General features: G+C 45.1%; 23 protein-coding genes. 1 reads left to right on the top strand and 22 read right to left on the bottom strand.

Annotated features, from left to right (window positions below; translation table 11 throughout):
- Window position 1: 1 nt before the first annotated feature.
- From fapR to NX903_RS07915, 6 genes are all read right to left on the bottom strand, one after another.
- Entirely contained in the window at window positions 2-568 is a 567-nt protein-coding gene (fapR, locus tag NX903_RS07940; protein WP_003232044.1) for a transcription factor FapR, read from the bottom strand.
- Between the two features lie 108 nt (window positions 569-676).
- A complete protein-coding gene (recG, locus tag NX903_RS07935; protein WP_064671372.1) occupies window positions 677-2725 on the bottom strand; it encodes an ATP-dependent DNA helicase RecG in 2049 nt (682 codons plus the stop codon).
- Entirely contained in the window at window positions 2703-3605 is a 903-nt protein-coding gene (sdaAA, locus tag NX903_RS07930) for an L-serine ammonia-lyase, iron-sulfur-dependent, subunit alpha (RefSeq protein ID WP_032725684.1), read from the bottom strand. The genes recG and sdaAA overlap by 23 nt, the downstream gene beginning before the upstream one ends.
- Before the next feature lie 25 nt (window positions 3606-3630).
- Entirely contained in the window at window positions 3631-4293 is a 663-nt protein-coding gene (gene sdaAB, locus NX903_RS07925) for an L-serine ammonia-lyase, iron-sulfur-dependent subunit beta (RefSeq protein WP_072175954.1), read from the bottom strand.
- 138 nt (window positions 4294-4431) lie between these two features.
- Window positions 4432-6093, bottom strand: coding sequence for a DAK2 domain-containing protein (locus NX903_RS07920; protein ID WP_086343831.1), 1662 nt, complete (start codon window positions 6091-6093; stop codon window positions 4432-4434).
- A gap of 15 nt (window positions 6094-6108) precedes the next feature.
- On the bottom strand, window positions 6109-6471 hold the full coding sequence (locus tag NX903_RS07915; RefSeq protein WP_003232054.1) for an Asp23/Gls24 family envelope stress response protein: 363 nt from the start codon (window positions 6469-6471) through the stop codon (window positions 6109-6111).
- 276 nt (window positions 6472-6747) lie between these two features.
- Here NX903_RS07915 and rpmB point away from each other — a divergent pair, with 276 nt between their 5' ends.
- The gene (gene rpmB / locus NX903_RS07910; protein ID WP_003221548.1) at window positions 6748-6936 is read left to right on the top strand and encodes a 50S ribosomal protein L28; all 189 of its coding nucleotides are present in this window, start codon (window positions 6748-6750) and stop codon (window positions 6934-6936) included.
- Between the two features lie 72 nt (window positions 6937-7008).
- Here the strand turns inward: rpmB and spoVM are convergent, their stop codons facing one another.
- The 16 genes from spoVM to NX903_RS07830 form a co-directional block, all read right to left on the bottom strand.
- On the bottom strand, window positions 7009-7089 hold the full coding sequence (gene spoVM, locus NX903_RS07905) for a stage V sporulation protein SpoVM (RefSeq protein WP_003221545.1): 81 nt from the start codon (window positions 7087-7089) through the stop codon (window positions 7009-7011).
- Window positions 7090-7160: 71 nt separating this feature from the next.
- On the bottom strand, window positions 7161-7805 hold the full coding sequence (locus NX903_RS07900; protein WP_077670724.1) for a thiamine diphosphokinase: 645 nt from the start codon (window positions 7803-7805) through the stop codon (window positions 7161-7163).
- Between the two features lie 72 nt (window positions 7806-7877).
- Window positions 7878-8531: a ribulose-phosphate 3-epimerase gene (rpe, locus tag NX903_RS07895; RefSeq protein WP_014476784.1), complete on the bottom strand. Its 654-nt coding sequence runs from the start codon at window positions 8529-8531 to the stop codon at window positions 7878-7880.
- Between the two features lie 4 nt (window positions 8532-8535).
- A complete protein-coding gene (gene rsgA / locus NX903_RS07890; RefSeq protein WP_038828213.1) occupies window positions 8536-9432 on the bottom strand; it encodes a ribosome small subunit-dependent GTPase A in 897 nt (298 codons plus the stop codon).
- 14 nt (window positions 9433-9446) lie between these two features.
- Window positions 9447-11393 carry a serine/threonine protein kinase PrkC gene (prkC, locus tag NX903_RS07885; protein WP_014479763.1) on the bottom strand — a complete coding sequence of 649 codons (1947 nt, stop codon included), beginning with the start codon at window positions 11391-11393 and terminating at the stop codon, window positions 9447-9449.
- On the bottom strand, window positions 11387-12151 hold the full coding sequence (gene prpC, locus NX903_RS07880) for a protein-serine/threonine phosphatase PrpC (protein WP_014479762.1): 765 nt from the start codon (window positions 12149-12151) through the stop codon (window positions 11387-11389). Before prpC ends, prkC begins: the two co-directional genes overlap by 7 nt.
- Window positions 12152-12157: 6 nt before the next feature.
- Window positions 12158-13249, bottom strand: a complete 1092-nt coding sequence (gene rlmN / locus NX903_RS07875; protein ID WP_014476780.1) for a 23S rRNA (adenine(2503)-C(2))-methyltransferase RlmN — start codon at window positions 13247-13249, stop codon at window positions 12158-12160.
- Window positions 13250-13252: 3 nt separating this feature from the next.
- On the bottom strand, window positions 13253-14596 hold the full coding sequence (rsmB, locus tag NX903_RS07870; protein ID WP_086343830.1) for a 16S rRNA (cytosine(967)-C(5))-methyltransferase RsmB: 1344 nt from the start codon (window positions 14594-14596) through the stop codon (window positions 13253-13255).
- Window positions 14583-15536, bottom strand: a complete 954-nt coding sequence (gene fmt / locus NX903_RS07865; protein ID WP_086344597.1) for a methionyl-tRNA formyltransferase — start codon at window positions 15534-15536, stop codon at window positions 14583-14585. The genes rsmB and fmt overlap by 14 nt, the downstream gene beginning before the upstream one ends.
- Window positions 15537-15540: 4 nt before the next feature.
- Window positions 15541-16023 carry a peptide deformylase gene (def, locus tag NX903_RS07860; protein WP_014479759.1) on the bottom strand — a complete coding sequence of 161 codons (483 nt, stop codon included), beginning with the start codon at window positions 16021-16023 and terminating at the stop codon, window positions 15541-15543.
- Window positions 16024-16049: 26 nt separating this feature from the next.
- Entirely contained in the window at window positions 16050-18467 is a 2418-nt protein-coding gene (priA, locus tag NX903_RS07855; RefSeq protein ID WP_024573069.1) for a primosomal protein N', read from the bottom strand.
- Window positions 18464-19684, bottom strand: coding sequence for a bifunctional phosphopantothenoylcysteine decarboxylase/phosphopantothenate--cysteine ligase CoaBC (gene coaBC / locus NX903_RS07850; protein WP_086343829.1), 1221 nt, complete (start codon window positions 19682-19684; stop codon window positions 18464-18466). Before coaBC ends, priA begins: the two co-directional genes overlap by 4 nt.
- Window positions 19685-19764: 80 nt before the next feature.
- Window positions 19765-19968, bottom strand: a complete 204-nt coding sequence (gene rpoZ / locus NX903_RS07845; protein ID WP_003221520.1) for a DNA-directed RNA polymerase subunit omega — start codon at window positions 19966-19968, stop codon at window positions 19765-19767.
- Window positions 19969-19971: 3 nt separating this feature from the next.
- Window positions 19972-20586: a guanylate kinase gene (gene gmk, locus NX903_RS07840; protein ID WP_003232083.1), complete on the bottom strand. Its 615-nt coding sequence runs from the start codon at window positions 20584-20586 to the stop codon at window positions 19972-19974.
- A gap of 7 nt (window positions 20587-20593) precedes the next feature.
- Window positions 20594-20863: an extracellular matrix/biofilm regulator RemA gene (remA, locus tag NX903_RS07835; protein ID WP_003154355.1), complete on the bottom strand. Its 270-nt coding sequence runs from the start codon at window positions 20861-20863 to the stop codon at window positions 20594-20596.
- A gap of 76 nt (window positions 20864-20939) precedes the next feature.
- On the bottom strand, window positions 20940-21815 hold the full coding sequence (locus NX903_RS07830; RefSeq protein WP_009967215.1) for a YicC/YloC family endoribonuclease: 876 nt from the start codon (window positions 21813-21815) through the stop codon (window positions 20940-20942).
- Window positions 21816-21883: the final 68 nt, after the last annotated feature.

The raw sequence follows: 21883 nt of genomic DNA, 5'->3' as shown, positions 1-21883 counted from the left end.
TTTATGAATGTTTTGAACGATACATGTCAAAGCGTCCAGAAAAAACAATTTCTTCGCCAACGTAGCTGTTCACTTCGACAACCGTTCTTCCTTTTTCTTTTTCGACAGCCGTCACTTTCGCTTTTGCTACGACACGTTCACCCTGCTTTACCTGTCTTGTAAAGCGGATGTCTGCACTTGCAGTCAGCGCCAGCTCGTCATCAATGACTGCAACGGCCAAAGAATTCGCCTGTGCAAATAAATGGTGTCCTCTCGCAATCTGATTCCGGCTGAACACGTGCTCCTGTTTTATTTCTAAAATGGATATCGCCTGATCATCCAGCTCAAGGTCAATAATTTCTCCGATAACTTCATCAAGTGACAGGGACTTCACTTCGTCCTCAAGTGTTTTCTCTGCCACGTTCTTAATTCTTTCTCTCAGTTCAGGTATGGAAAGCTCTAAGCGGTCCAAACGTATCGTCTGGATGCTCACCCCGAATTTACCCGCTAGTTCTTCATCTGTAATAAAGGGGGTTGCTTGAATCGTCTGCTGAAGTAATTCCTGGCGTTCTCTCTTATTTCTTCTCATATCTAAACACCATCCGGACAATTAAGACTAGGTACTAATAGTAGTATATAATTTCATAGATTGGAATGCAACGATTGTTTCTGGCTGAACACCAAAAACTTCTGATACTCAGCTTAATTTTTCCCCGTCCATTACTCCGCTCTTCAGCAATTCATCTCTTAACACAGCGTATTCCGGCTCCTTCCAGAACGCGTCAGAAGCCACAAGATTCGCAGCATCCTGCCTTGCCGTTTCAAGCGCTCTGTAATCATGAACCATGTCCGCCACTTTAAATTCCGGCATTCCGCTTTGTTTTTTTCCGAAGAAATCACCGGGACCTCTCAGTTCCAGATCCTTTTCAGACAGCTCGAAACCGTCATTGGTCTCCGACATGATCCTCATCCGTTCTTTCCCTGTTTCTGATTTTGGATCAGCCATCAGAATACAGAAAGATTGATGCTCACCCCGTCCAACACGGCCGCGCAGCTGGTGAAGCTGTGATAGTCCGAAACGGTCGGCGTCATAAATCACCATAATCGTTGCATTCGGAACATTCACGCCAACCTCCACAACAGTGGTTGATACGAGAATTTGACAGTGATTTGCGCTGAATTCTCTCATGACCTGGTCTTTTTCATCGGAATGCAGCTTCCCATGCATAAGGCCGACCTTCCATTTTCCCCGAAAAATATCAGAAAGCATATTGTACACGTCAATGGCGTTTTGCACATCAAGCTTGTCTGATTCTTCAATCAGCGGACAGATGATATAAGCCTGCCTGCCTTGCTTTAATTCTTTTTCGACAAATGCCAAAATACGATCCAGCATGTCATGTTTTACCCAATAGGTTTCGATTCGCTTTCGTCCAGCCGGCATCTCATCAATGACAGATACATCCATTTCACCGAACACTGTGATCGCTAATGTTCTTGGGATTGGAGTGGCTGTCATAAAGAGAACATCGGGATCCTGCCCTTTGTTCCGAAGCTTTTTGCGCTGCTCAACTCCAAATCTGTGCTGTTCATCTGTAATAACGAGACTCAGCGCCTTAAACTCCACCTCGTCTTGGATTAAAGCGTGGGTTCCTACAAGAATATCAATCTCACCCGCCGCAAGACGCTCAAGCAGTTCTTTTCGCCGCTTTCCTTTAACAGAGCTTGTCAAAAGAGCAACGCTGACGTCCCATTTTTCAAATAGCGAAACGAGCGAATCAGCATGCTGCTCGGCCAGAATTTCTGTCGGCACCATGAGCGCTCCTTGGTATCCGGATAGGATCGCGGCATACAGTGCAATGGCGGCGACTGCTGTTTTTCCTGATCCAACGTCCCCTTGAAGAAGACGGTTCATTCTGTATGGAGAAGACATGTCTGCTGTTATTTCGCGAAGAACGCGTGACTGGGCGTTTGTGAGGGGAAACGGGAGGCTTTTGATAAATCTCATGAGTTCTTCGTTTGAAAAACGCTGCCGTATCCCTTGTGTCTGCTCTCTTTCCGCCTTTCGGAACGCCTGCATTTTCAACTGAAACAACAAAAATTCTTCATAAACAAACCGCCGTCTGGCAAGCTTTAATGCTTCCCTTGTTTCAGGCTGGTGCATTGCTTTTAACGCTTGATAATAGTCAGGCAGTTTATAGCTTTTTCTTAGCTTTTCCGGAAGAGGATCAGGAAGTGAGTCTGCATATTGGGTCAGCGCCTGCTGAATAAAGCGCCTCATCATTTTGACGGTAACATTTTCTTTCACAGAATACACTGGTTCAATGCTTTTGTCTTCTTGATGCGGCCCGTTTTTCAACTCCTGAACAGAGATGGTTTGGCGGTGCTTGTCCCATTTACCTGAAACCGTCACCACAGAGCCGAGCGAAAGCTGCTTCTTCAAATAAGGCCGGTTAAAACATACGGCTGTAATTAAATAGTGGCCGACCAGAAGCCTGAATGTCAGCCTGTTTCGTTTTTTTCCGTAATAGGTAAGAGAAGGCTCTGAATGAACCTTCCCTTCGACTGTGACTCTTTCATCATGCTTTACTTCTTCTAAATCCCTCAGCTCGTAGTCATCATAGCGATAAGGGAAATAATTCAGAAGATCAGAAATGTCATAAATACCGAGTTCATTCAATGTTTTTTCTGTTTCCGGCCCAATACCCTTAATGTTAGCTATACTAGTTTGCTGATGTTGTATCACGTGAACCTAGCGCTCCTCCGAAAATTTTTTTCTCTAATTCTCTTCCTGTCGGTGTTGCCGCTAAACCGCCCTGGCCTGTTTCTCTAAGTGCAGTTGGCATCGTTTGGCCTATTTTATACATGGCATCGATCACCTCATCACATGGAATACGGCTTGTAATGCCCGCCAATGCCATATCAGCGGCAATCATCGCATTTGACGCGCCCATCGCATTCCGTTTCACGCAAGGCACCTCAACAAGCCCTGCAACAGGGTCGCACACGAGGCCTAGCATATTTTTTAATGTAATGGCCATGGCTTCCGCGCTTTGTTCGGGTGTTCCTCCTGCCATTTCAACAATGGCCGCAGCCGCCATGCCTGAAGCTGATCCAACCTCTGCCTGACATCCTCCGGCGGCGCCGGAAATGCTTGCGTTATTAGCCACGACAAATCCGAAAGCCCCGGCTGTAAACAAAAAGCGGATCATTTGTTCTCTTGTTGGATTCAGCTTTTCTTTTACAGCAAATAACGTACCGGGCACCACACCGGCAGAACCTGCAGTCGGTGTCGCACAGATGGTTCCCATGGCTGCATTTACTTCATTTGTTGCAACGGCTTTCGATACAGCATCTAAAATCAGCGGGCCAGACAGGCTTTTTCCTGATCGAATATAGGCCTGCAATTTAACGGCATCTCCGCCTGTTAAGCCCGTTTGGCTCGTAACTCCCTCGAGTCCTTTCTGAACCGCCGCTTCCATAACAGACAGGTTATGATCCATCTGCTGAAAAATGTCCTCTTTTGTTTTTTCTGTTACTTCCATCTCTTGAGCTATCATCACATCAGAGATCAATATTTGTTTTTCTTTAGTAATCTCAATTAATTCTTTTACATTACGAAACATAACTGGCTCCTCCTGACCCTTTTCGCTAGTCAGCAATCTTTGTCACTTGAATAATATTCGGCAGTTTCGACAGCTCGTCGAGAATGTGGTCGTCAATATTTTGGTCGACCTCTATTGTCATCAGCGCAAGCTGGCCGATATCTTTCCGGGCTACTTCCATATGTCCTACGTTGATTGAAAATTTCGCCAGAACATTGGCAACACCGGCAATTGTGCCAAACTTGTCATTATGAACAACTAATATGGCCGGATGATTTCCTGACAGCCGGAGCTCAAAACCATTCAATTCTGTGATTTCAATCTTTCCTCCGCCAATCGAAATACCCGTCAGTTCAAGCTCACCCTTTTCATCAGAAATGGTGATTTTTGCTGTGTTCGGATGGACCGGGACTGCGTCTTCTACCCGAAACTCTATATCAATTCCTTTAGTTTCTGCAATTTGTATAGCGGTTTTAATCCGTTCATCGAATGTATCAAAATCAAGCAATCCGCCGATAATCGCGACATCTGTGCCGTGGCCCTTATACGTTTCCGCAAACGAGCCGTAAAAAGATACAATGATGCGCTCAGGCTCTCTGCCAAATAAACTTCTGGCCACTCTCCCGATTCTAGCAGCTCCCGCTGTATGAGAGCTGGACGGACCGATCATAACCGGGCCGATAATATCAAAAACGCTTCTGTATTTCATGCTATTCCTCCTTATGAACCAGAGCTTATTAGCGCTTTGCTTCTAGACTAATTGATCAGATATAAAATGGCAAGCGGACGCGTTACAGCGCTGCCGCACTTAAAAGCAGACATAAGAATAGAAGGGCAATTTGCCCTTCTATTCTGCAGAAACTATATACGAATACAGAGGCTGTTTCCCATTGTGGATCTCAACCTCAATCTCCTCGTACTTTTCACTGAGAAACGCTTCAAGCTGCTCAGCTTCTTCCTGAGACGCATCCTCACCATATAGAATGGTCACGATTTCATCATCTTCTCCGATCATTTCTGACAGCAGCATTTTCGCGGCTGACAGCTGATTTTCAGAAGTGCCGATAATCGTTCCATTCAGAATGCCCATAAAGTCGCCTTTTTTAATATCTTTACCATCAATATGAGTATCTCTGACTGAGAACGTCACCTGTCCGCTTTTTACTTGCTGAATGGCGCTTAGCATATTGGCCTCGTTCGCTTCAGCTGCTTGATCCGGGTTAAAAGCCAGCAGGGCTGACATCCCTTGCGGAACCGTTTTAGCAGGAATGACAAAAACCTGTTCATCCACTACGCTGGCCGCTTGGTTAGCAGCCATGATAATGTTGGAGTTGTTAGGCAGGATAAATACCGTATCTGCATTTACAGACTTCACGGCATCAACAATATCCTCAGTGCTTGGGTTCATGGTCTGGCCGCCTTCAATCACAACAGAAGCGCCAATGCTTTTAAATAGGTCTGCAATTCCTTCTCCCATCGCTACAGTCACAATGCCATACGGCTGTTTTGCCGGCGGTGTTTCGTTGTCTGCAGGTTTGCTTTCTTGACTGATGATAGAGGTATGCTGTTCTCTCATATTTTCTATTTTTATTTTGATCAATTCACCGTAATGCTGGGCGTAGTTTAACACGTTTCCCGGCTCTTCAGCATGAATATGAACCTTCGCCAGCGATTCATCCGCAATCACAAGCAGAGAATCTCCGAACTGGCTGAGGTCTTGCCTGAACGTGCCTTCGTCGAACTCTCTTTTTGTCTGATCAAGCCTAACCATCACTTCGGTACAGAATCCAAATTCAATATCTTCGGTATTCATCATGCTTTGCGCGCTCTTGTGATGCTCTGCGCTGACCATGTCGTCAAGTGACGGAAGAACTGCTTTCTGAGGTACAGTTTCACCTTTTAATGAAGCAAGAAAACCTTCATACACACAGAGCAGGCCTTTGCCCCCGCTATCGACAACTCCTACTTCCTTTAGGACAGGTAGCAATTCAGGGGTGCGGTTTAAAGACGCCTCTGCTTCTTCTGTCACTGCAGTCATCAGCGCAGTGATATCGGTTTCTTTTTCTGCTAAGATCATTGCTTTTTTTGCAGCGTCTTTTGCAACTGTTAAAATGGTGCCCTCTACAGGTTTCATGACAGCTTTATACGCCATGTCTACACCTGCTTGCAGCGCAGCGGCAAACTCAAGTGCATTAATTTCTTTTTTCGTTTCAATGTTTTTGCTAAATCCGCGGAACAATTGGGATAGGATAACTCCTGAATTTCCGCGTGCTCCCATGAGCAGCCCTTTAGATAACGCGGAGCCCACCTTCCCGATATCATCCGTATCCATTTGTTCAACTTCTCTTGCTCCGGAAGTCATCGACAGGTTCATATTTGTTCCCGTATCACCGTCCGGCACCGGAAACACGTTCAGTGCATCAACTGCACTGGCGTTTTGAGACAGATTCTGCGCTCCCGCAAGAATCATCTCGGCAAAGGTTCTGCCGTCTAATGTTCTGATAGACAATCCTACTCCTCCTAACTACGGGTTCGTCACTCGTACGCCTTGGACATAAATATTGACAGAATCCACTGCCAGTCCGATGGTTTGATTTACTGTGTACTTTACTTTTGTTTGGACATTATGTGCCACTTCAGAAATTTTCGTGCCGTAGCTGACAATGATATACATGTCGATATGTATCTGTTCTCCTTCTTGGCGAACTTGGACACCCCTGCTGAAATTCTCTTTCCGAAGGATTTCAGTCAGTCCGTCTTTAATCTGGTTTTTAGAGGCCATGCCGACAATGCCGTAACAGTCAACCGCCGCGCCTCCTGCAACCATCGCGATGACTTCATTAGATATATCAATCTGTCCGTACTTCGTTCTTAATTCAATGGACACACTAGTTCCTCCTTCGAATGCATAGAGTTACAGCTATTCTACTATATGGTTTCCATTATGAAAAGACCAGGCAATAATCGCTGGCCGTACCTCTACATATACTATAGCGCTGCTGTTTCCGCAAGATGTCAAGTGAATTTTCTTGAAAGATGATGAAACAATAGTTGCAAACGTTTTTTAGCTGTGGTAAATTATTTAAAGTATCCATATCGAAAGCATCTAAGATTATATGAATGTTAAAAAGTAGATGTTTTGTGCAAGTGAGGAGGGAAACAAATGGCACGTAAATGCGTTATCACAGGTAAAAAAACAACAGCTGGGAATAACCGTTCTCACGCAATGAACGCTTCTAAGCGCACTTGGGGCGCGAATCTTCAAAAGGTTCGTATCCTTGTGAACGGAAAACCTAAAAAAGTATATGTATCTGCTCGAGCTTTGAAATCCGGTAAAGTTGAGCGTGTATAACAAAATGAACGCCTGCCCCGATATGTGGCAGGCGTTTTTATGTGGTGAAAGAGGGCTTTGAACCCCTGGGCCTTAATCTTTTCTAAATGAGCCCAGCATCGCCCGGACAATTCCTCCTAAAAACTTCGGCAATTTAATGGTGTAAAATTTCATTTTTGTCCCCTCCTATAACGTCCCGTAACCGCCTTGTTCATTGTTTTCAGCAATTGAATGAAAGCACATGCTTAATCCGTGCTTCTTATCATTATTAATATGCCTTTTGCAAACGAAAAAGTACCTCGTGAATGAATGAGTTCGTTACTAATACATAGTGTTGAACCGAGCGTAATATGACAATTATTTAGAGGATATTTAAAACCGGTCAGGGTCAGCTCATGTATGTCTTCGGAAAACGGTATGAAGGAGATATATCGCTTATTTTCATCCTTCTCAATATCATATTCACCAGGAGGGAACATTTGAATATGATTTTGTTTGTCTATCAGCCTAATTTTTATGTTCGTTTTTACACCTCTATACAGAAGCTGAATGTTTCCTAAAAAATGATCAGCTCTGCCGCCTGTAATGCCGAAAATCTGAATAATATCCGGCTGCTTTTCCAGCGCCCAATCAAGGGCGAGGTCTAAATCTGTTTGATCTTTTTCTGCTTGATACACATGAAGGGCGGGAGCGGCTTTTTCTATTCGCCGGCGTTCTTGCTCGGTTATGCTGTCAAAATCTCCGAAGGCTTCAACAGGTATGATCCCTGCATCTAAGAGAGTGACGTTGCCTTTGTCAACACCGATCCAAAGCGTGTGTGCATCCGTATAGCCGGTTAGATCGGGAATGAGATTTTTCGGGCCTCCCGCAACGATATTAATTGTTTTCATCTCTGATTCCTTTCTCTGCATACAGGAAAAAGAGCTTAGGCTATTGTATGCCCAGCTCTTTTCTAAAGCTGCTTATTTGCTTCCTCTGATTTCAGAAATTGCTTTTTTGCGGTCAGACTGCCCATAAACAGCTGAACCGGCAACGAGTAAATTTGCGCCCGCTTCAATGACGAGCGGAGCGGTTTCTTTGTTGACGCCGCCGTCTACTTCAATTAACAGATCTTTTTTTCCTTTTTCATCCGCCATTCGCTTAACCTCTTTTATCTTAGGAAGGACTGAATGAATAAATTTCTGCCCGCCGAAGCCCGGGTTCACCGTCATTAAAAGAACAAGATCGAGATCGTCGAAAACATGCTCGATGACTTGTACAGGGGTATGCGGGTTTAGAACTACTCCGGCCTTCACTCCTTGCTCTTTAATGAGCTGGATGGTACGGTGCAGGTGCGGACATGCCTCAGCATGCACAGACAGGATATCTGCGCCTGCTTTCGCAAAAGCCGGGATATAACGATCCGGCTCTTCTATCATTAAATGGACATCAAGCGGCAGATCCGTTACCGGTCGGACCGCTTCTACAATCAGCGGACCGATTGTGATATTCGGGACAAAATGGCCGTCCATAACATCAATATGAATACAATCGGCTCCGCCTCTTTCTACATCTTTAATCTCATTGCCTAAAGCGGCAAAATCAGCGGAAAGAATAGATGGTGCAACCTTTATCATTATGCTAATACCTCGGCTTTCTGTCTTTAATCTCCGTCATAAATTCAACATAATGGTCATAGCGATACTGCTTTAATTCCCCGTCTTCAACAGCTTGTTTCACCGCGCATTTCGGCTCTTTCAGATGTAAACAGCCTCTAAATTTGCATGAAGCGCTTTTTTCTCTGATATCAGGGAAGGTATAGCCCAGCTCTTCTTCCTCAATGTCTGTAAATTCAAGCGAGCTGAATCCCGGCGTATCTGCAACCAAACCTCCGGACGTGTGAATCAGCTCCACGTGGCGGGTTGTGTGTTTCCCGCGGCCCAAATGCTCGGAAATCTCGTTGGTTCTCAATCCGAGCTCCGGACTGATCGCGTTGAGAAGCGAGGATTTCCCAACACCGGACTGACCGGCAAATACCGTTGTTTTATCCTGAAAATGCGGGATGATGTCCGTTAAACTGTCTTGGTCCTTAGAGGAGGTAAGGTATACGTCATAACCAATATTCCGATAGTCTTCTGCATAGGCTTGTATCGTATCTTCTGTATCTTGATCTTCAATCAGATCCATTTTAGTAATGCATATAATCGGCTGAATATCATTGGCCTCAACGAGAACCAGGAAGCGGTCGAGCAATGCCGTGCTGAAAGAAGGCTGAACCGCTGAGAAAACAAGGACCGCTTGATCAACGTTGCAAATTGGCGGCCTGATAAGCTCGTTGGTTCTTTCTTTAATTTCCATTAAATATCCTTCTTTGTCATTTTCAGCTTGATACACAACATAATCACCGACAAGAGGGGTAATTTTGTTTTTTCTGAAAATGCCTCTTCCTCTGCATTGTATTACTTTATCTGAATCCTCTGATTCATCCAGTACATAGTAAAAGCCGCTTAGCGCCTTAATAATTTTGCCCTCAGGCATATTTTCCCTCCTTGTTATTCATCTTTCGGATACTCAATGGTTTTGTAGCTGACAACTTTATTGTTTACCATTACTTGATAGTACCCTTTTTGGCCGGGTTCAATCTTTAGTTCGATCGTTCGTTCAGTCGGCTCTTTTATCTTAAATTCTTCGTAAGTGTCAGAGATGCTGTGATCCGCATCGTCAACCGCGATTTGCACTTGAAGCTCGTCCCCTTCATTTTCTGGTTCGTAGGGGATCTTGACCTTTTCTTTCACTGTTTTCGCAGGTTTTTTCTCTGGTCCGAGAGAGAATGTCACTTCAACTTCGTTTCCGGGCTTTACTGCCGTACCTGCTGCTGGTTTTTGTTTGACAACCTGTCCTTCTGGAACATCATCTGAGTATGCTTCTTTTTCTACAAGCTTCAATCCGTTGTCCTCCAGATATCCAGACGCTGCTTCTTTACTGTAGGTTTTCAAGTCTCTAAGCGTAATGTCTTCGGGTCCGATACTGACTGTAAGTTTGACTTGATCTTCACTCGGGACAAGCTCAGTCCCTGCTGAAGGATTTTGGTCAATGACAGTGCCCGCATTTTTCTCGTCATTCACTTCATTTACTGTTACATGTTTAAACCCTTGGTCCTTCAACGCTTTTTTTGCCTGGTCGACCGTTTGGCCTGTCACATCACCGATCTCCGTTTTTGCTTTTCCGGTGCTCTTATAAAGGGTGACCGTGGCGCCTTCTTTGACTGTGGTATCCGCTTTAGGATCCGTTTTTACCATCAGGCCCTCTTCAATTTTTTCATCTGAGATTTCCAACAACTCGGAATCAACCTGTAAACCTTCTTTTTCCAAGAGCCCTGCGGCTTTTTCGTATTCCATTCCGGAGACATCAGGTATTTTGACATCCTTAGGCATGAAAAGCGACGGAAAAACAGTGACAGCAAGAATTCCAGCTGTGATAAAAACGAGGCATATCGTGAGCAAAACCCACGGCCACTTTTTTCTTTTGCCGTTCTTCTTTGTTTTGTTTTCTTGTGCGGTTGTCACTTCAGCTTCTTTTTCGCCAGCAGCTTTAGCGAGTTCTTCATCTTTAATGATAGGTATCGCTTTTGTCATTTCTTCATCTTCTTGAATCGTAAATCTCTTTTCATTGAGTCTGTCGGCATCAAAAGCTGTTTTTATGTCTGCTTCCATGTCTTCAGCCGTTTCGTAGCGATGAAAAGGATCTTTGGCAGTTGCCTTGAGTATGATGTTTTCAACGCTTTGGGGGACCGATGGATTCCACCTTTTTGCCGAAGGAGTTTCCGCTTGAAGATGCTTCAAGGCGATGCTGACTGCTGACTCTCCATCAAACGGAATACGGCCGGTTAAAAGCTCAAATAGAACGATTCCAAGCGCATAAATATCCGATTTTTTTGTGGCTAAGCCGCCCCGGGCCTGTTCAGGTGATAAGTAATGGACCGAGCCCAGAACTGAATTGGTATGGGTGATTGTGGTCGAACTTAGTGCCGTCGCAATTCCAAAATCCGTTACTTTGATATTTCCCATATGATCAATCAAAATGTTATGCGGCTTGATGTCTCTGTGAACAATCTGGTTTTGATGGGCATGAGCGATGGCTGAGACTATTTGCTCCATGATGTTCAGCGCTTCTTTAGGGTGAAGCGGCCCATTTGCTGTTATGTATTCTTTAAGCGTCATGCCTTCAACGTATTCCATGACAATATAATAAATATCATCTTCCTCGCCCAAATCGTAAATGCTGACAATATTCGGGTGATCGAGGCTTGATGCGGATTGGGCTTCTCTGCGGAAACGTCTGATAAATTCATTGTCATTTGCATAGTCAAACCGCAGGATTTTAATTGCGACTTCACGGTCTAGAATGATATCCTCAGCTAAATACACGTTGGCCATTCCCCCGCCACCTATAACGCGGAGAATTTGGTAACGCCCGCTGATCCGCTTGCCGATTAGCACTGATCTTCACCCTCTTCAACTTGTAAAGCAAGCTCAAGCAAAACTGCTGTTATGTTGTCTTCTCCGCCATTCTGATTGGCTTTGTCCACAAGCAGGTTTACTTTTTCCTGAGGAGCTGAATCGCTTTGCAGGATGTCTTTTAACTCAGTGCCTTCCACTTTATTCGTCAGTCCGTCAGAACATAGAAGCAGTTTGTCTCCGGGTTCTATATCAAAGGAACGGGTGTCAATGCTGACTGACTGGTCTGTTCCAAGCGCCTTCGTCAACACATTTTTTCGCGGATGATGTTCAGCGTCTTCTCTGGAAATCTCTCCAGTGCGAACCAGTTCATTTACAAGCGAATGGTCTTCTGTCACTTGAACGAAATCATCGTCCTGAAGCAAATAGCATCTGCTGTCTCCGATATGGGCAACAGAAACCGTTTTCCCCGTAAAAAGCGCACATACAATCGTCGTCCCCATGCCTTGGCATTCTTCGTGGGCTTGAGCGTGATCGTATATTTTGCTGTTTACCGAAAGAATCTGTTCAATGAGCCATTTTTCACATTCCGAGGGCGCAGTTGGAATCGTCTCTGCTTCATTCCATTTCTCCCCCATGGCTTTCACAGCCATCTTGCTCGCAACATCTCCAGCAAGATGGCCGCCCATGCCATCAGCGACAACCGCTAATATAAATTCATCTTTCCCCTTGAATATCCCCGCATCATCTTCATTATGCTGGCGGATTTTTCCTGTATCTGTTTTTAAGGCTGTTAACAACCCTCATCACCTCGTCTCGTCTTGACGCTCCTTCGCGCGAAGCTGACCGCAGGCTGCGTCAATGTCATGTCCTTGCTCTCTTCGGATTGTGACATTTACTCCGCGGGATTTCAGCGTTTTTTCAAAAGCAAAAATCTGATCACGCGGTGTGCGCACATAGTCCCGTTCAGGCACGTAGTTTACCGGAATCAAGTTCACGTGGCATTTGACTCCTTCCAGCAAGTCGGCAAGCTCTTCGGCGTGTTCCACCTGGTCGTTTACACCTCCGAACAGCCCGTATTCAAAGCTGATGCGGCGTCCCGTTTTATTAATATAATATTTAACGGCTTCCATTAGATCAGGCAGTTTATATGCTCTGTTAATCGGCATCAAACGGCTTCTGATTTCTGTGTTCGGCGCGTGCAGAGAAATTGCAAAGTTAATCTGCATTTGCTGATCAGCAAATTCGTAAATTTTCGGGATGATTCCACTCGTAGAGACCGTAATATGGCGAGCACCGATATTCAGGCCCTTGTCATGGTTAATGATTTTCAAGAAAGCGAGCATTTCGTTAAAGTTATCAAAAGGTTCGCCGATTCCCATGATCACGACAGAGCTGACGCGTTCATCCGTTTCATCAAGAGCTTTTTGCACTTTGACTACTTGAGCGACAATTTCCCCTGCTTCAAGGTTTCGTTTTAAGCCTCCAAGCGTTGACGCGCAGAATGTGCAGCCAATACGGCAGCCGACTTGTGTCGTTACACATACAGAATTGCCATACTCGTGTCTCATTAAAACGGTTTCGATGGTATAACCGTCATGAAGCTCAAACAAAAACTTCATCGTACCGTCTTGAGAAGTTTGTTTAACAGCCGTTTTCAGCGTTGTTAACACAAAGTGAGTGTTTAATTTCTCACGCAGATCCTTTGAGAGGTTTGTCATTTCTTCAAAAGAAGATACGCGTTTTTCATATAGCCATTCAAAGATCTGAGCCGCACGGAACGGTTTCTCTCCGTTGTCTGTCAGCCATTGTTTAATTTCATCTAATTCAAAAGAATAAATAGACGGACGCTCTGTCCGCAATTCTTTTCTTACTTTTGTTTTATTAAGTTCTGCCATTGCTTATCCCTTCTTTCTCATGCTGCAAATAAAGAAACCATCTGTTCCGAAATAATGAGGAAGGATTTGAAGCCTTCCATCCCGAACAAAGGGTCTCACCTTTTCAGGCAGCCGCTTTTCAAGAGACAAATCGGGTTCAAAATCAGGATGTTCTTGTATAAACGCATGTATTACTTCATCATTTTCTGTCCGGTCCATTGTACACGTACTGTAGACAAGAGTGCCACCTTTTTTTACTAATGGTGCGATTTCCCTCAAGATCGACAGCTGGATTTCAGCTAGACGGGCGCTGTCGTCAGGCTTTTTCGTGTATTTCATGTCCGGCTTTCTTCTGATAACACCGAAACCTGAGCACGGGGCATCGACCAATATTCGGTCAAACTGTTCGTTTTCAAACGTTTCCCCTGCTTTTCTTGCATCCATTGTTTCCGCATGAATGATTGTCAGGCCAAGCCGATCTGCCGCTTCTTTGATTAGCTTCACTTTATGTTTGTGAAGATCAAGCGACGTAACGCTCCCCTTGTTCTTCATTAATTCTGCGATATGAGCCGACTTTCCGCCAGGCGCCGCACACGCGTCAAGCACTGTTTCATCAGGCTTAGGGTCAAGGGCGCGGGCGACGAGCATGGAGCTCTCATCCTGGATGGAAACTTCGCCGTTTTGGAAGAAATGAGTTCCGGCAATTGTTCCCTTTAAGAGCTTCACAGCATCTTCAGCGAGGTCGCCTTTTTCAACTTCGATTCCCTCAGCAGCCATTTGGTCAAGCAGCTCAGCTCTGTCTGCTTTCATTTCATTGACACGCAGCGTCTGCTTCGGCGGAATGAGATGGATGCGGCAAATCTTTTCCGCAGCTTCAAATCCATACGCATCCGCCCACTCTTTCACAAGCCATTCCGGATGGCTTGTTTCTGTCGCCAGCCGGCGTACAGGATCTTCGATCGCGTCAAAGGATGGAACACCTTCGCGCTGAATAGAACGGAGCACGCCGTTGACAAATGAAGCAATGCCTTTGTGTCCGCGGATTTTAGCAATCTCAACCGCTTCATGGATGGCTGCCCTGTCTGGAATCTTCTCTAAATACTCCATTTGATATAAGGATAGGCGAAGTAGCTGAATCACCCACGCCTTTACCTTTTGAGGCTTATTGATAAACGGTTTAAGCATATAATCAAGCGCGATCTTATTTTGTAATGTACCATAGACAAGTTCAGTCAAAAGCCCTCTGTCCTGATCACTCAGTTCATTTGATTTAATGACCGATTTCAGCAGCAGGTTGCTATATGCCTGGTTTTGTTCTAATTTGATCAGCGCCTCAAGGGCGATGTCACGAACACTAGTTTTTTTCATTGTTTACTCCTAACACATCACCGGCTTCAACATGAGCGCCTCGCACAAAGTCCTCGCCTTTCATTCGTTTTTTGCCGGCCGGCTGAAGTTCGGTTAATAACAGGGCCGTATCATTACCTGTGGCAACGATAATTCCTTCCTTTTCAACTGCAACGACTGTGCCGGGCTCAGCTGTTGTTGGTGCCGCTATTTTTTTCGACGCCCATATTTTCAAGTTTTGTCCGTTTAGAGTCGTATAAGCAACAGGCCATGGATTTAAGCCGCGGATCTGGTTGTAAAGCTCTTCGCCCGTTCTGGACCAGTCGAGCAGCTCTTGCTCTCTTTTGATATTAGGCGCGTATGTCGCTTTCTCTTCATCCTGCTTTTCAGGTGAAATGCTGCCGGCAATAACGTTTGGAACCGTTTCAGACAATAGCTTCGCGCCAGCCGCGCTTAATTTATCGTGCAGTGTTCCGACATTGTCGGTTTCTTCAATGTCCACTTCCACTTTTGAGATCATATCGCCCGCATCCAATTTTTCTACCATATACATAATGGTAACCCCGGTTTTCTTCTTTCCCTGCAGAATGGAATAATGAATCGGAGCACCGCCGCGCAGTTCCGGCAAAAGGGATGCGTGAACGTTAATGCAGCCGTACTTTGGACTGTCGAGAAGCTCTTTAGGCAAAATTTGTCCGAATGCCGCCGTTACAATCAGGTCAGGCTTTAATGCCAGCACTTTCTCAATTTCTTCTGTCAATCTGACTTTTTCCGGCTGAAGAACCGGGATGCCGTGACGCAATGCCTCTTCCTTGACCGGAGGAGGTGTCATGACTTTTTTTCTGCCCTTCGGACGGTCCGGCTGTGTGACGACCCCCACTACTTCATATCCGTCCTCAATCAGGGTTCTTAAAACAGGAACTGAAAAATCCGGCGTTCCCATAAATACGATTCTCGTCATCAAATCATCCTTCCATATCCGCTAGTTCATCTTCTGTATAGTATTTACTTATTTTAGATGTAAACAGCACACCGTCTAAGTGGTCCATTTCATGCTGCACGGCTCTTGCTAAAAAGCCTCGCGCTTCCAGAATGAACGGTTTTCCCTGACGGTTAAACGCACGCACTTTGACATAATCGGCACGTTTGACATCACCATAGACGCCAGGAAAGCTCAAGCATCCTTCAATTCCGGTTTGCTCGCCGCTTCTTTCTAAAATTTCAGGATTAACGAGATCAATTCTCCCTCTGTCATCCCCGATATCTACAACGGCCGCTCTTTTTAAAATGCCGATTTGCGGCGCTGCCAGTCCGACACCATCCATTTCAAGCATGGTGTCGTACATATCATCAAGCAGTTTTTTTAGCTTTTTATCAAAAACAGTCACGGTTTCCGCAGGTGTTTCCAAAACCTCCGCAGGATGTGTGACGACCTTTTTTACTGCCAATTTGTTACCCTCCAAGACGTGAGATCTTACATCATCATATAAGGATTCATATCAATTGAAATCATTACATGTTTTTGTTCAATTTCGCGTTTATAATGTTCCAGTATCTTCTTCAATAAAGCAGATAACTGGGTTTCCTGTTTGTATTTTATCACGCATTGATAGCGATATCTATCTTTGATCCTGGCTATCGGCGACGCGCTTGGTCCGAGAATTTTCGTGTCAGCTCCGCAGTTTGCTTTCAAAAAATGAGCGATTTTTTCAGCTGTAACCGCTGCTTTCGCCACTTCCTCATGAGAAACAGTCACAAGAGCCAAATAGTAGTATGGCGGATAGGATTGCTCTCTCCTGTGCGCCATTTCATGCTGATAGAACGTTTCATAATCGTGTGTTTTCGTCAGCTGGATACTGTAATGAGACGGTGTATACGTTTGAATGATGACATGGCCGGGCTTTTCATGCCTGCCTGCCCGGCCGCTGACTTGCGTTAACAGCTGAAATGTTTTTTCAGCCGATCTGAAATCAGGAATATGAAGTGTTGTATCAGCACTTAACACTCCGACAAGCGTGACATTCGGAAAATCAAGCCCTTTCGCGATCATTTGCGTTCCGAGAAGAATATCCGCTTTTCCTTCTCCGAAAGCTGACAGTAATTTTTCATGGGCGCCTTTCCGTGATGTCGTGTCAACATCCATCCGAATCACTCTCGCACTTGGCAGCACTTTTGTCAGCTCTTCCTCCACTCGCTGTGTTCCCGTTCCGAAAAAGCGGATATGCTCGCTTGCGCATTCAGGACAAGTGTGCGGCACAGGCTCTTCATGTCCGCAATAATGGCATTTCAGCCTTTGGCCGTAACGATGATACGTCATGGAAATGTCGCAGTGCGGGCATTGCGGGACATAGCCGCAATCCCTGCACATCACAAAGGAAGAATAGCCCCTCTTATTTAAAAACAGCACCGCCTGCTCACCCTTTGCAATCGTTTCTTCAAGCTTTTCCATCAATTCAACCGAAAACATCGAGCGATTGCCGTTTCTAAGCTCCTCTCTCATATCGACAAGCGAAACCTCGGGCATCACCCGATGGTTAACACGGTGCTTCAGTGAAAGAAGCTCGTATACGCCCTTTTGCGCTCTTGCATATGATTCTAATGTCGGCGTAGCACTCCCTAATACAACCGGGCAGCTGTGATGCTCAGCCCGCTTGATTGCCACCTCTTTCGCATGATAGCGCGGCATTTCTTCCTGTTTATAGGAAGACTCGTGTTCTTCATCGATGATTATCATTCCGAGATTTTCAAACGGAGCAAAAATGGCGGATCTGGCACCGACGACAAGCCGTACTTCCTTCCGGTGGATTTTACGCCACTCGTCATATTTTTCTCCTGTGGATAAACCACTGTGCATGACTGCCACCTGGGAGCCGAAGCGGCCCTTGAAGCGGTTGACCATTTGCGGCGTCAGCGATATTTCGGGTACGAGGACGATGGCTTCTTTTCCTTTCGCCAGTACTTTTTCAATTGATTGCAGATAAATTTCCGTTTTTCCGCTTCCTGTCACGCCGTGAAGGAGGAACACTTTATGCTCATCGCTGTCCAATGTCTCGCGTATGGGCTCGAAGGCAGCCCTCTGTTCGTCTGTCAGCGGCAGGGGCTCTGTTTTTTTGAACATTTTGTCCTGATAGGGATCTCTATAAACCTCTTCATAGCTTTCCTTCAAAAGCCCTTTTTGGATAAGGGTTTTGATGGTTGCAGAGCTCGTGTCCGTTTTTTTGCACAATTGCGCCGCAGGAATTTTCACACCTTCCGGCTCAGAGATGAGAAAGTGAAGAATCGCCTGCTGTTTTGCTGCTTGGCGAGACAATCCCTCAGCCTGCTTAGCAAGCTCTTCTTTACTCGCATTTGCCTGAATATGCCTGACCATTTTTTTATTGGTTTTTTGCGCGACTTTATACGTCACGTCAATGTCCCCTTTTTGAACATGCCTTTGAATCAGTTTCAGCGTATCATGATCGGGTATATCTGAATACAGCAGCGTCTTTGTTTCAGAAAACAGCCGTTCCACTTGCGGCGGAAGATCGGCGCCGTGTGCAATTTTTAATTCTTTTTCATATTTCGCCTTTAAGGCGGCAGGCAGCATTGCTTGAAGCGCCGTTATTTTAAAAGACAGCGTTTTGTCTGACAGCCATGATGACAGATCCATAAGCTCTTCTGTCAGAACAGGTGTAAGATCTAATAAATCCTCTACTTCCTTGACAGATTTCCCCGATAGGTCAGATGTTTCTTTGACTGCTGTCACAAACCCTTGAATCTTACGGGGGCCAAATGGAACAATGACCCGCATCCCCGTTTTGATCATGCCCTTGAGATGGTCTGGGATTTTATAATCAAAAGGCCTGTCTATATTTTTGGTGCTGACATCAACGATGACTTCTGCAAAATTCATGAGCGCTCTCCGGTTTGTTTTGAGAGGGCTGCGATCTCCTGAAGGATTTCAAAAGAAACATCGAGCTTAGACATGATCGGGAGTTCGCGTTTATGCCCGTCTTTGAAAAAGATTGTCACGATATTCGTATCAGCACCAAAACCGGCCCCATTTGCTTTCACATCATTTGCCACAATCAAATCAAGGTTTTTAGCGGCGAGCTTTTTACGTGCATAGTGTTCAATGTCTTGTGTTTCGGCGGCAAATCCGACCAAAATCTGCTCTTTCTTTTTCTCGCCCAATTCTTTCAAAATGTCGACTGTTCTTTTCAGTTCTAAGGTCATGCCGCCGTCTTGTTTTTTCATTTTATGGTCAAATACTGTTTTCGGCGTAAAATCGGCTACCGCAGCTGTTTTAATGACTATATCGCTTGCGTCATACACAGAGAGCACAGCTTCGCGCATATCCGCAGCCGATTGAACAGGGATAAACTCAGCAAGGCCTTTAGGCTGATCAAGTGAAACAGGCCCAGAAATTAAGGTTACCCGTGCGCCGAGCTGAACAGCAGCCTCCGCTAATGCGTAGCCCATTTTGCCCGTCGATTTATTGGTAAAAAACCGGACAGGATCAACCGCTTCCCGCGTTGGGCCGGCTGTAACGACCACATGCTTGCCTTCTAAAGGAGCGGATGTTTCTTCAGCAAAATGTTTTTCGGCCAGCTTTACGATGTTTTCCGGCTCTTCCAATCTGCCTTTTCCTACATAACCGCATGCTAAATAGCCCTCACTTGGCTCAATAAAACGATAACCGTCCTGATAAAGAACAGAAATATTTCGTTTGACTGCCGGGTGGTCATACATGTGAACGTTCATTGCCGGCGCGATCCAAACGGGAGCCGTTGCTGCCAACAATGTTGTCGTCAGCATATCATCAGCGATGCCGTTTGCCAGTTTTCCAATCACATTAGCTGTAGCCGGCGCTACGATAATCAAGTCGGCCCAGTCTGCGGCATCAATATGAGAAATAACGCTTGGATTTTGTTCTTTAAATGTATCTGTATAGACTTCGTGGCGGCTCAATGCCTGAAATGTCAGCGGTGAAACGAATCGGCAAGCGGATTCAGTCATAATCACTTTGACATTTGCTCCTGCCTGAACCAGCTTGCTCGTTAACGCACAGGCTTTATAAACAGCGATGCCTCCGCTCACGCAAAGTAACACATTTCGATTGTTTAGCAATGAATTCTCCCCCTCTGCACTTTACAAAACCGCACGGAAAAAAATAACAACCTACATGATATAGGTTGCTACTTGTGCTACTATTCGCGGTCTTCCTTTTCAAACGAAAGCAGGCCTGCATCAATTTCTTCTAAAGCTTTGCCTACATATTTGTGTGAAATCGTATGTTCAATCATTTGGTCTTTTTTGATTTGCATTTCACGTGCGCGTCTCGCAGAAACAGTCACCAGCGTATATTTTGAATCTAATTTATTCATTAAAGAATCAATTGACGGATCTAACATTGATTATTCAACCTCCAGCATTTTCTTATATCTTGGTGCAACGCGTTCACGCTTCAAATGTTCAGCAAGAACGATTGCTTTGATTTTATCGCAAGCCGTTTCGACATTATCGTTTTCAACGACATAGTCATAAGCATCCATCATTTCGATCTCAGCTTTTGCGGCTTTCATTCGATTTTCAATCAGAGCGTCTGTTTCTGTGCCTCGTGTCACGATTCTGTTTTTCAGTTCAGAAAGGCTTGGAGGCGCAAGGAAAATAAACAGGCCTTCCGGGAAAGCATTTCTCACTTGAAGAGCCCCTTGAACTTCAATTTCTAAAAAGACGTCTTTTCCATCTTGAAGCGTCTGTTCAACATAATCGACTGGCGTGCCGTAATAATTGCCGACATACTCTGCCCATTCAAGCAGCTTGTTGTCCGCAATCATTTGTTCGAATTCGTCTCTTGTTTTGAAAAAATAATCGACTCCGTTCACTTCGCCCTCTCTTGGACTTCTTGTGGTTACTGAAATCGAATATTCAAATTTTGTGTCTTCCTGCGAAAAGATTGCTTGTCGAACCGTTCCTTTACCAACTCCTGAGGGACCTGAGAGAACGATTAATAACCCTCTTTCTTTCATGCGGCAATTACCCCTGCCCTTCATCCATAATTTCTTCTTTAACAGAAAGTCTGTGTGCAACTGTCTCAGGCTGGACGGCAGATAAGATAATGTGATCACTATCCATGACGACAACTGCACGGGTTCTTCGTCCGTATGTAGCGTCAATTAGCATTCCGCGGTCTCTTGCATCCTGAATCATCCGTTTGATTGGCGCAGACTCCGGGCTGACAATCGAAATCATCCGATTGGCGGAGATGATATTGCCAAATCCGATATTAATCAGTTTAATCGTCATCTTCTACGTTCCCCCTGTAAAATAGACGTCTCTAGTTTAGCCTAGTAAGACCGTCTGTAAACAATACGCACAGTCACTATTCTATATTTTGCACTTGTTCTTTTATTTTTTCAATAGAACTTTTCATTTCAACGACAAGCTTTGTGATCTGATGATCATTTGCTTTTGAGCCAATCGTATTTGCTTCCCGATTGAGCTCCTGAACAAGAAAGTCGAGTTTGCGCCCGACAGCTCCGCCACTAGCTAATATATCACGAAACTGGGCGAAGTGGCTCTTCAGTCTTGTAATCTCTTCAGTGATATCAGAGCGGTCTGCAAAAATAGCGCATTCTGTTACAAGCCGGCTCTCGTCTAATACGTCTTCAGTCCATTCTTTGATTCTGGCGTACAGCCGTTCCCGATAACGAGATACGACATCTGCAGCCAGCAATTCAGTTTCTCTCACCAGCTCTTCAAGCTGATCAATATGCATCAGGCAGTCTTTCGCTAAGAGCAGCCCCTCTTTTTCACGCATTTCACAGAGACCTTTTACCGCTTCTTCTGCAGCATCGATGATCAACGCCTCCAGCTTGTCATTTTGCGTCTGTTCTTCATGAACCTGGACGACATGATCAAGCTTAAAGAAATCCATTACATCGGGCTCTGCAGACAATTGATACCGCTTCTTCATATCTCTCGCGGCTGCGACAAACTCATCGAGCAGCGGCCAATCAATTTCAAGCCTTTTCTCAACAAGCATATCGCTGTCAACGGATACGAAAAGCTCAATTCTTCCGCGCTGAATATGCTGCAGAATGGTCTGTTTCAGCTTATCTTCAAAATATAGCAAAGGCCTTGGCAAACGAGCGTTCACTTCTTTAAATCTGTAGTTCACAGATTTAAGTTCAACGCTTACAGAGAGATCGTCTTGTGTTTTGCTTGCACTGCCGAAGCCTGTCATACTTCGTATCATTTTAAAACACCCAATTCTTCCCTGTTCTCATAATAAAAGGGCAATAGACACGCTATTACCCCTAAGAT

The organism is Bacillus sp. FSL R5-0576, assembly GCF_038004765.1.
GTDB classification, from domain to species: Bacteria; Bacillota; Bacilli; order Bacillales; family Bacillaceae; genus Bacillus; species Bacillus subtilis.
This window is presented reverse-complemented; position numbering and strand designations above follow the sequence as displayed.

Bases quoted from the DNA above. Each gene is read 5' to 3' on its own strand.
- fapR (WP_003232044.1), bottom strand. From the start codon at position 568: ATGAGAAGAAATAAGAGAGAACGCCAGGAATTACTTCAGCAGACGATT.
- sdaAA (WP_032725684.1), bottom strand. From the start codon at position 3,605: ATGTTTCGTAATGTAAAAGAATTAATTGAGATTACTAAAGAAAAACAA.
- sdaAB (WP_072175954.1), bottom strand. From the start codon at position 4,293: ATGAAATACAGAAGCGTTTTTGATATTATCGGCCCGGTTATGATCGGT.
- rpmB (WP_003221548.1), top strand. From the start codon at position 6,748: ATGGCACGTAAATGCGTTATCACAGGTAAAAAAACAACAGCTGGGAAT.
- spoVM (WP_003221545.1), bottom strand. From the start codon at position 7,089: ATGAAATTTTACACCATTAAATTGCCGAAGTTTTTAGGAGGAATTGTC.
- NX903_RS07900 (WP_077670724.1), bottom strand. From the start codon at position 7,805: ATGAAAACAATTAATATCGTTGCGGGAGGCCCGAAAAATCTCATTCCC.
- rpe (WP_014476784.1), bottom strand. From the start codon at position 8,531: ATGATAAAGGTTGCACCATCTATTCTTTCCGCTGATTTTGCCGCTTTA.
- rsgA (WP_038828213.1), bottom strand. From the start codon at position 9,432: ATGCCTGAGGGCAAAATTATTAAGGCGCTAAGCGGCTTTTACTATGTA.
- rlmN (WP_014476780.1), bottom strand. From the start codon at position 13,249: ATGGCAGAACTTAATAAAACAAAAGTAAGAAAAGAATTGCGGACAGAG.
- rsmB (WP_086343830.1), bottom strand. From the start codon at position 14,596: ATGAAAAAAACTAGTGTTCGTGACATCGCCCTTGAGGCGCTGATCAAA.
- fmt (WP_086344597.1), bottom strand. From the start codon at position 15,536: ATGACGAGAATCGTATTTATGGGAACGCCGGATTTTTCAGTTCCTGTT.
- priA (WP_024573069.1), bottom strand. From the start codon at position 18,467: ATGAATTTTGCAGAAGTCATCGTTGATGTCAGCACCAAAAATATAGAC.
- rpoZ (WP_003221520.1), bottom strand. From the start codon at position 19,968: ATGTTAGATCCGTCAATTGATTCTTTAATGAATAAATTAGATTCAAAA.
- gmk (WP_003232083.1), bottom strand. From the start codon at position 20,586: ATGAAAGAAAGAGGGTTATTAATCGTTCTCTCAGGTCCCTCAGGAGTT.
- remA (WP_003154355.1), bottom strand. From the start codon at position 20,863: ATGACGATTAAACTGATTAATATCGGATTTGGCAATATCATCTCCGCC.
- NX903_RS07830 (WP_009967215.1), bottom strand. From the start codon at position 21,815: ATGATACGAAGTATGACAGGCTTCGGCAGTGCAAGCAAAACACAAGAC.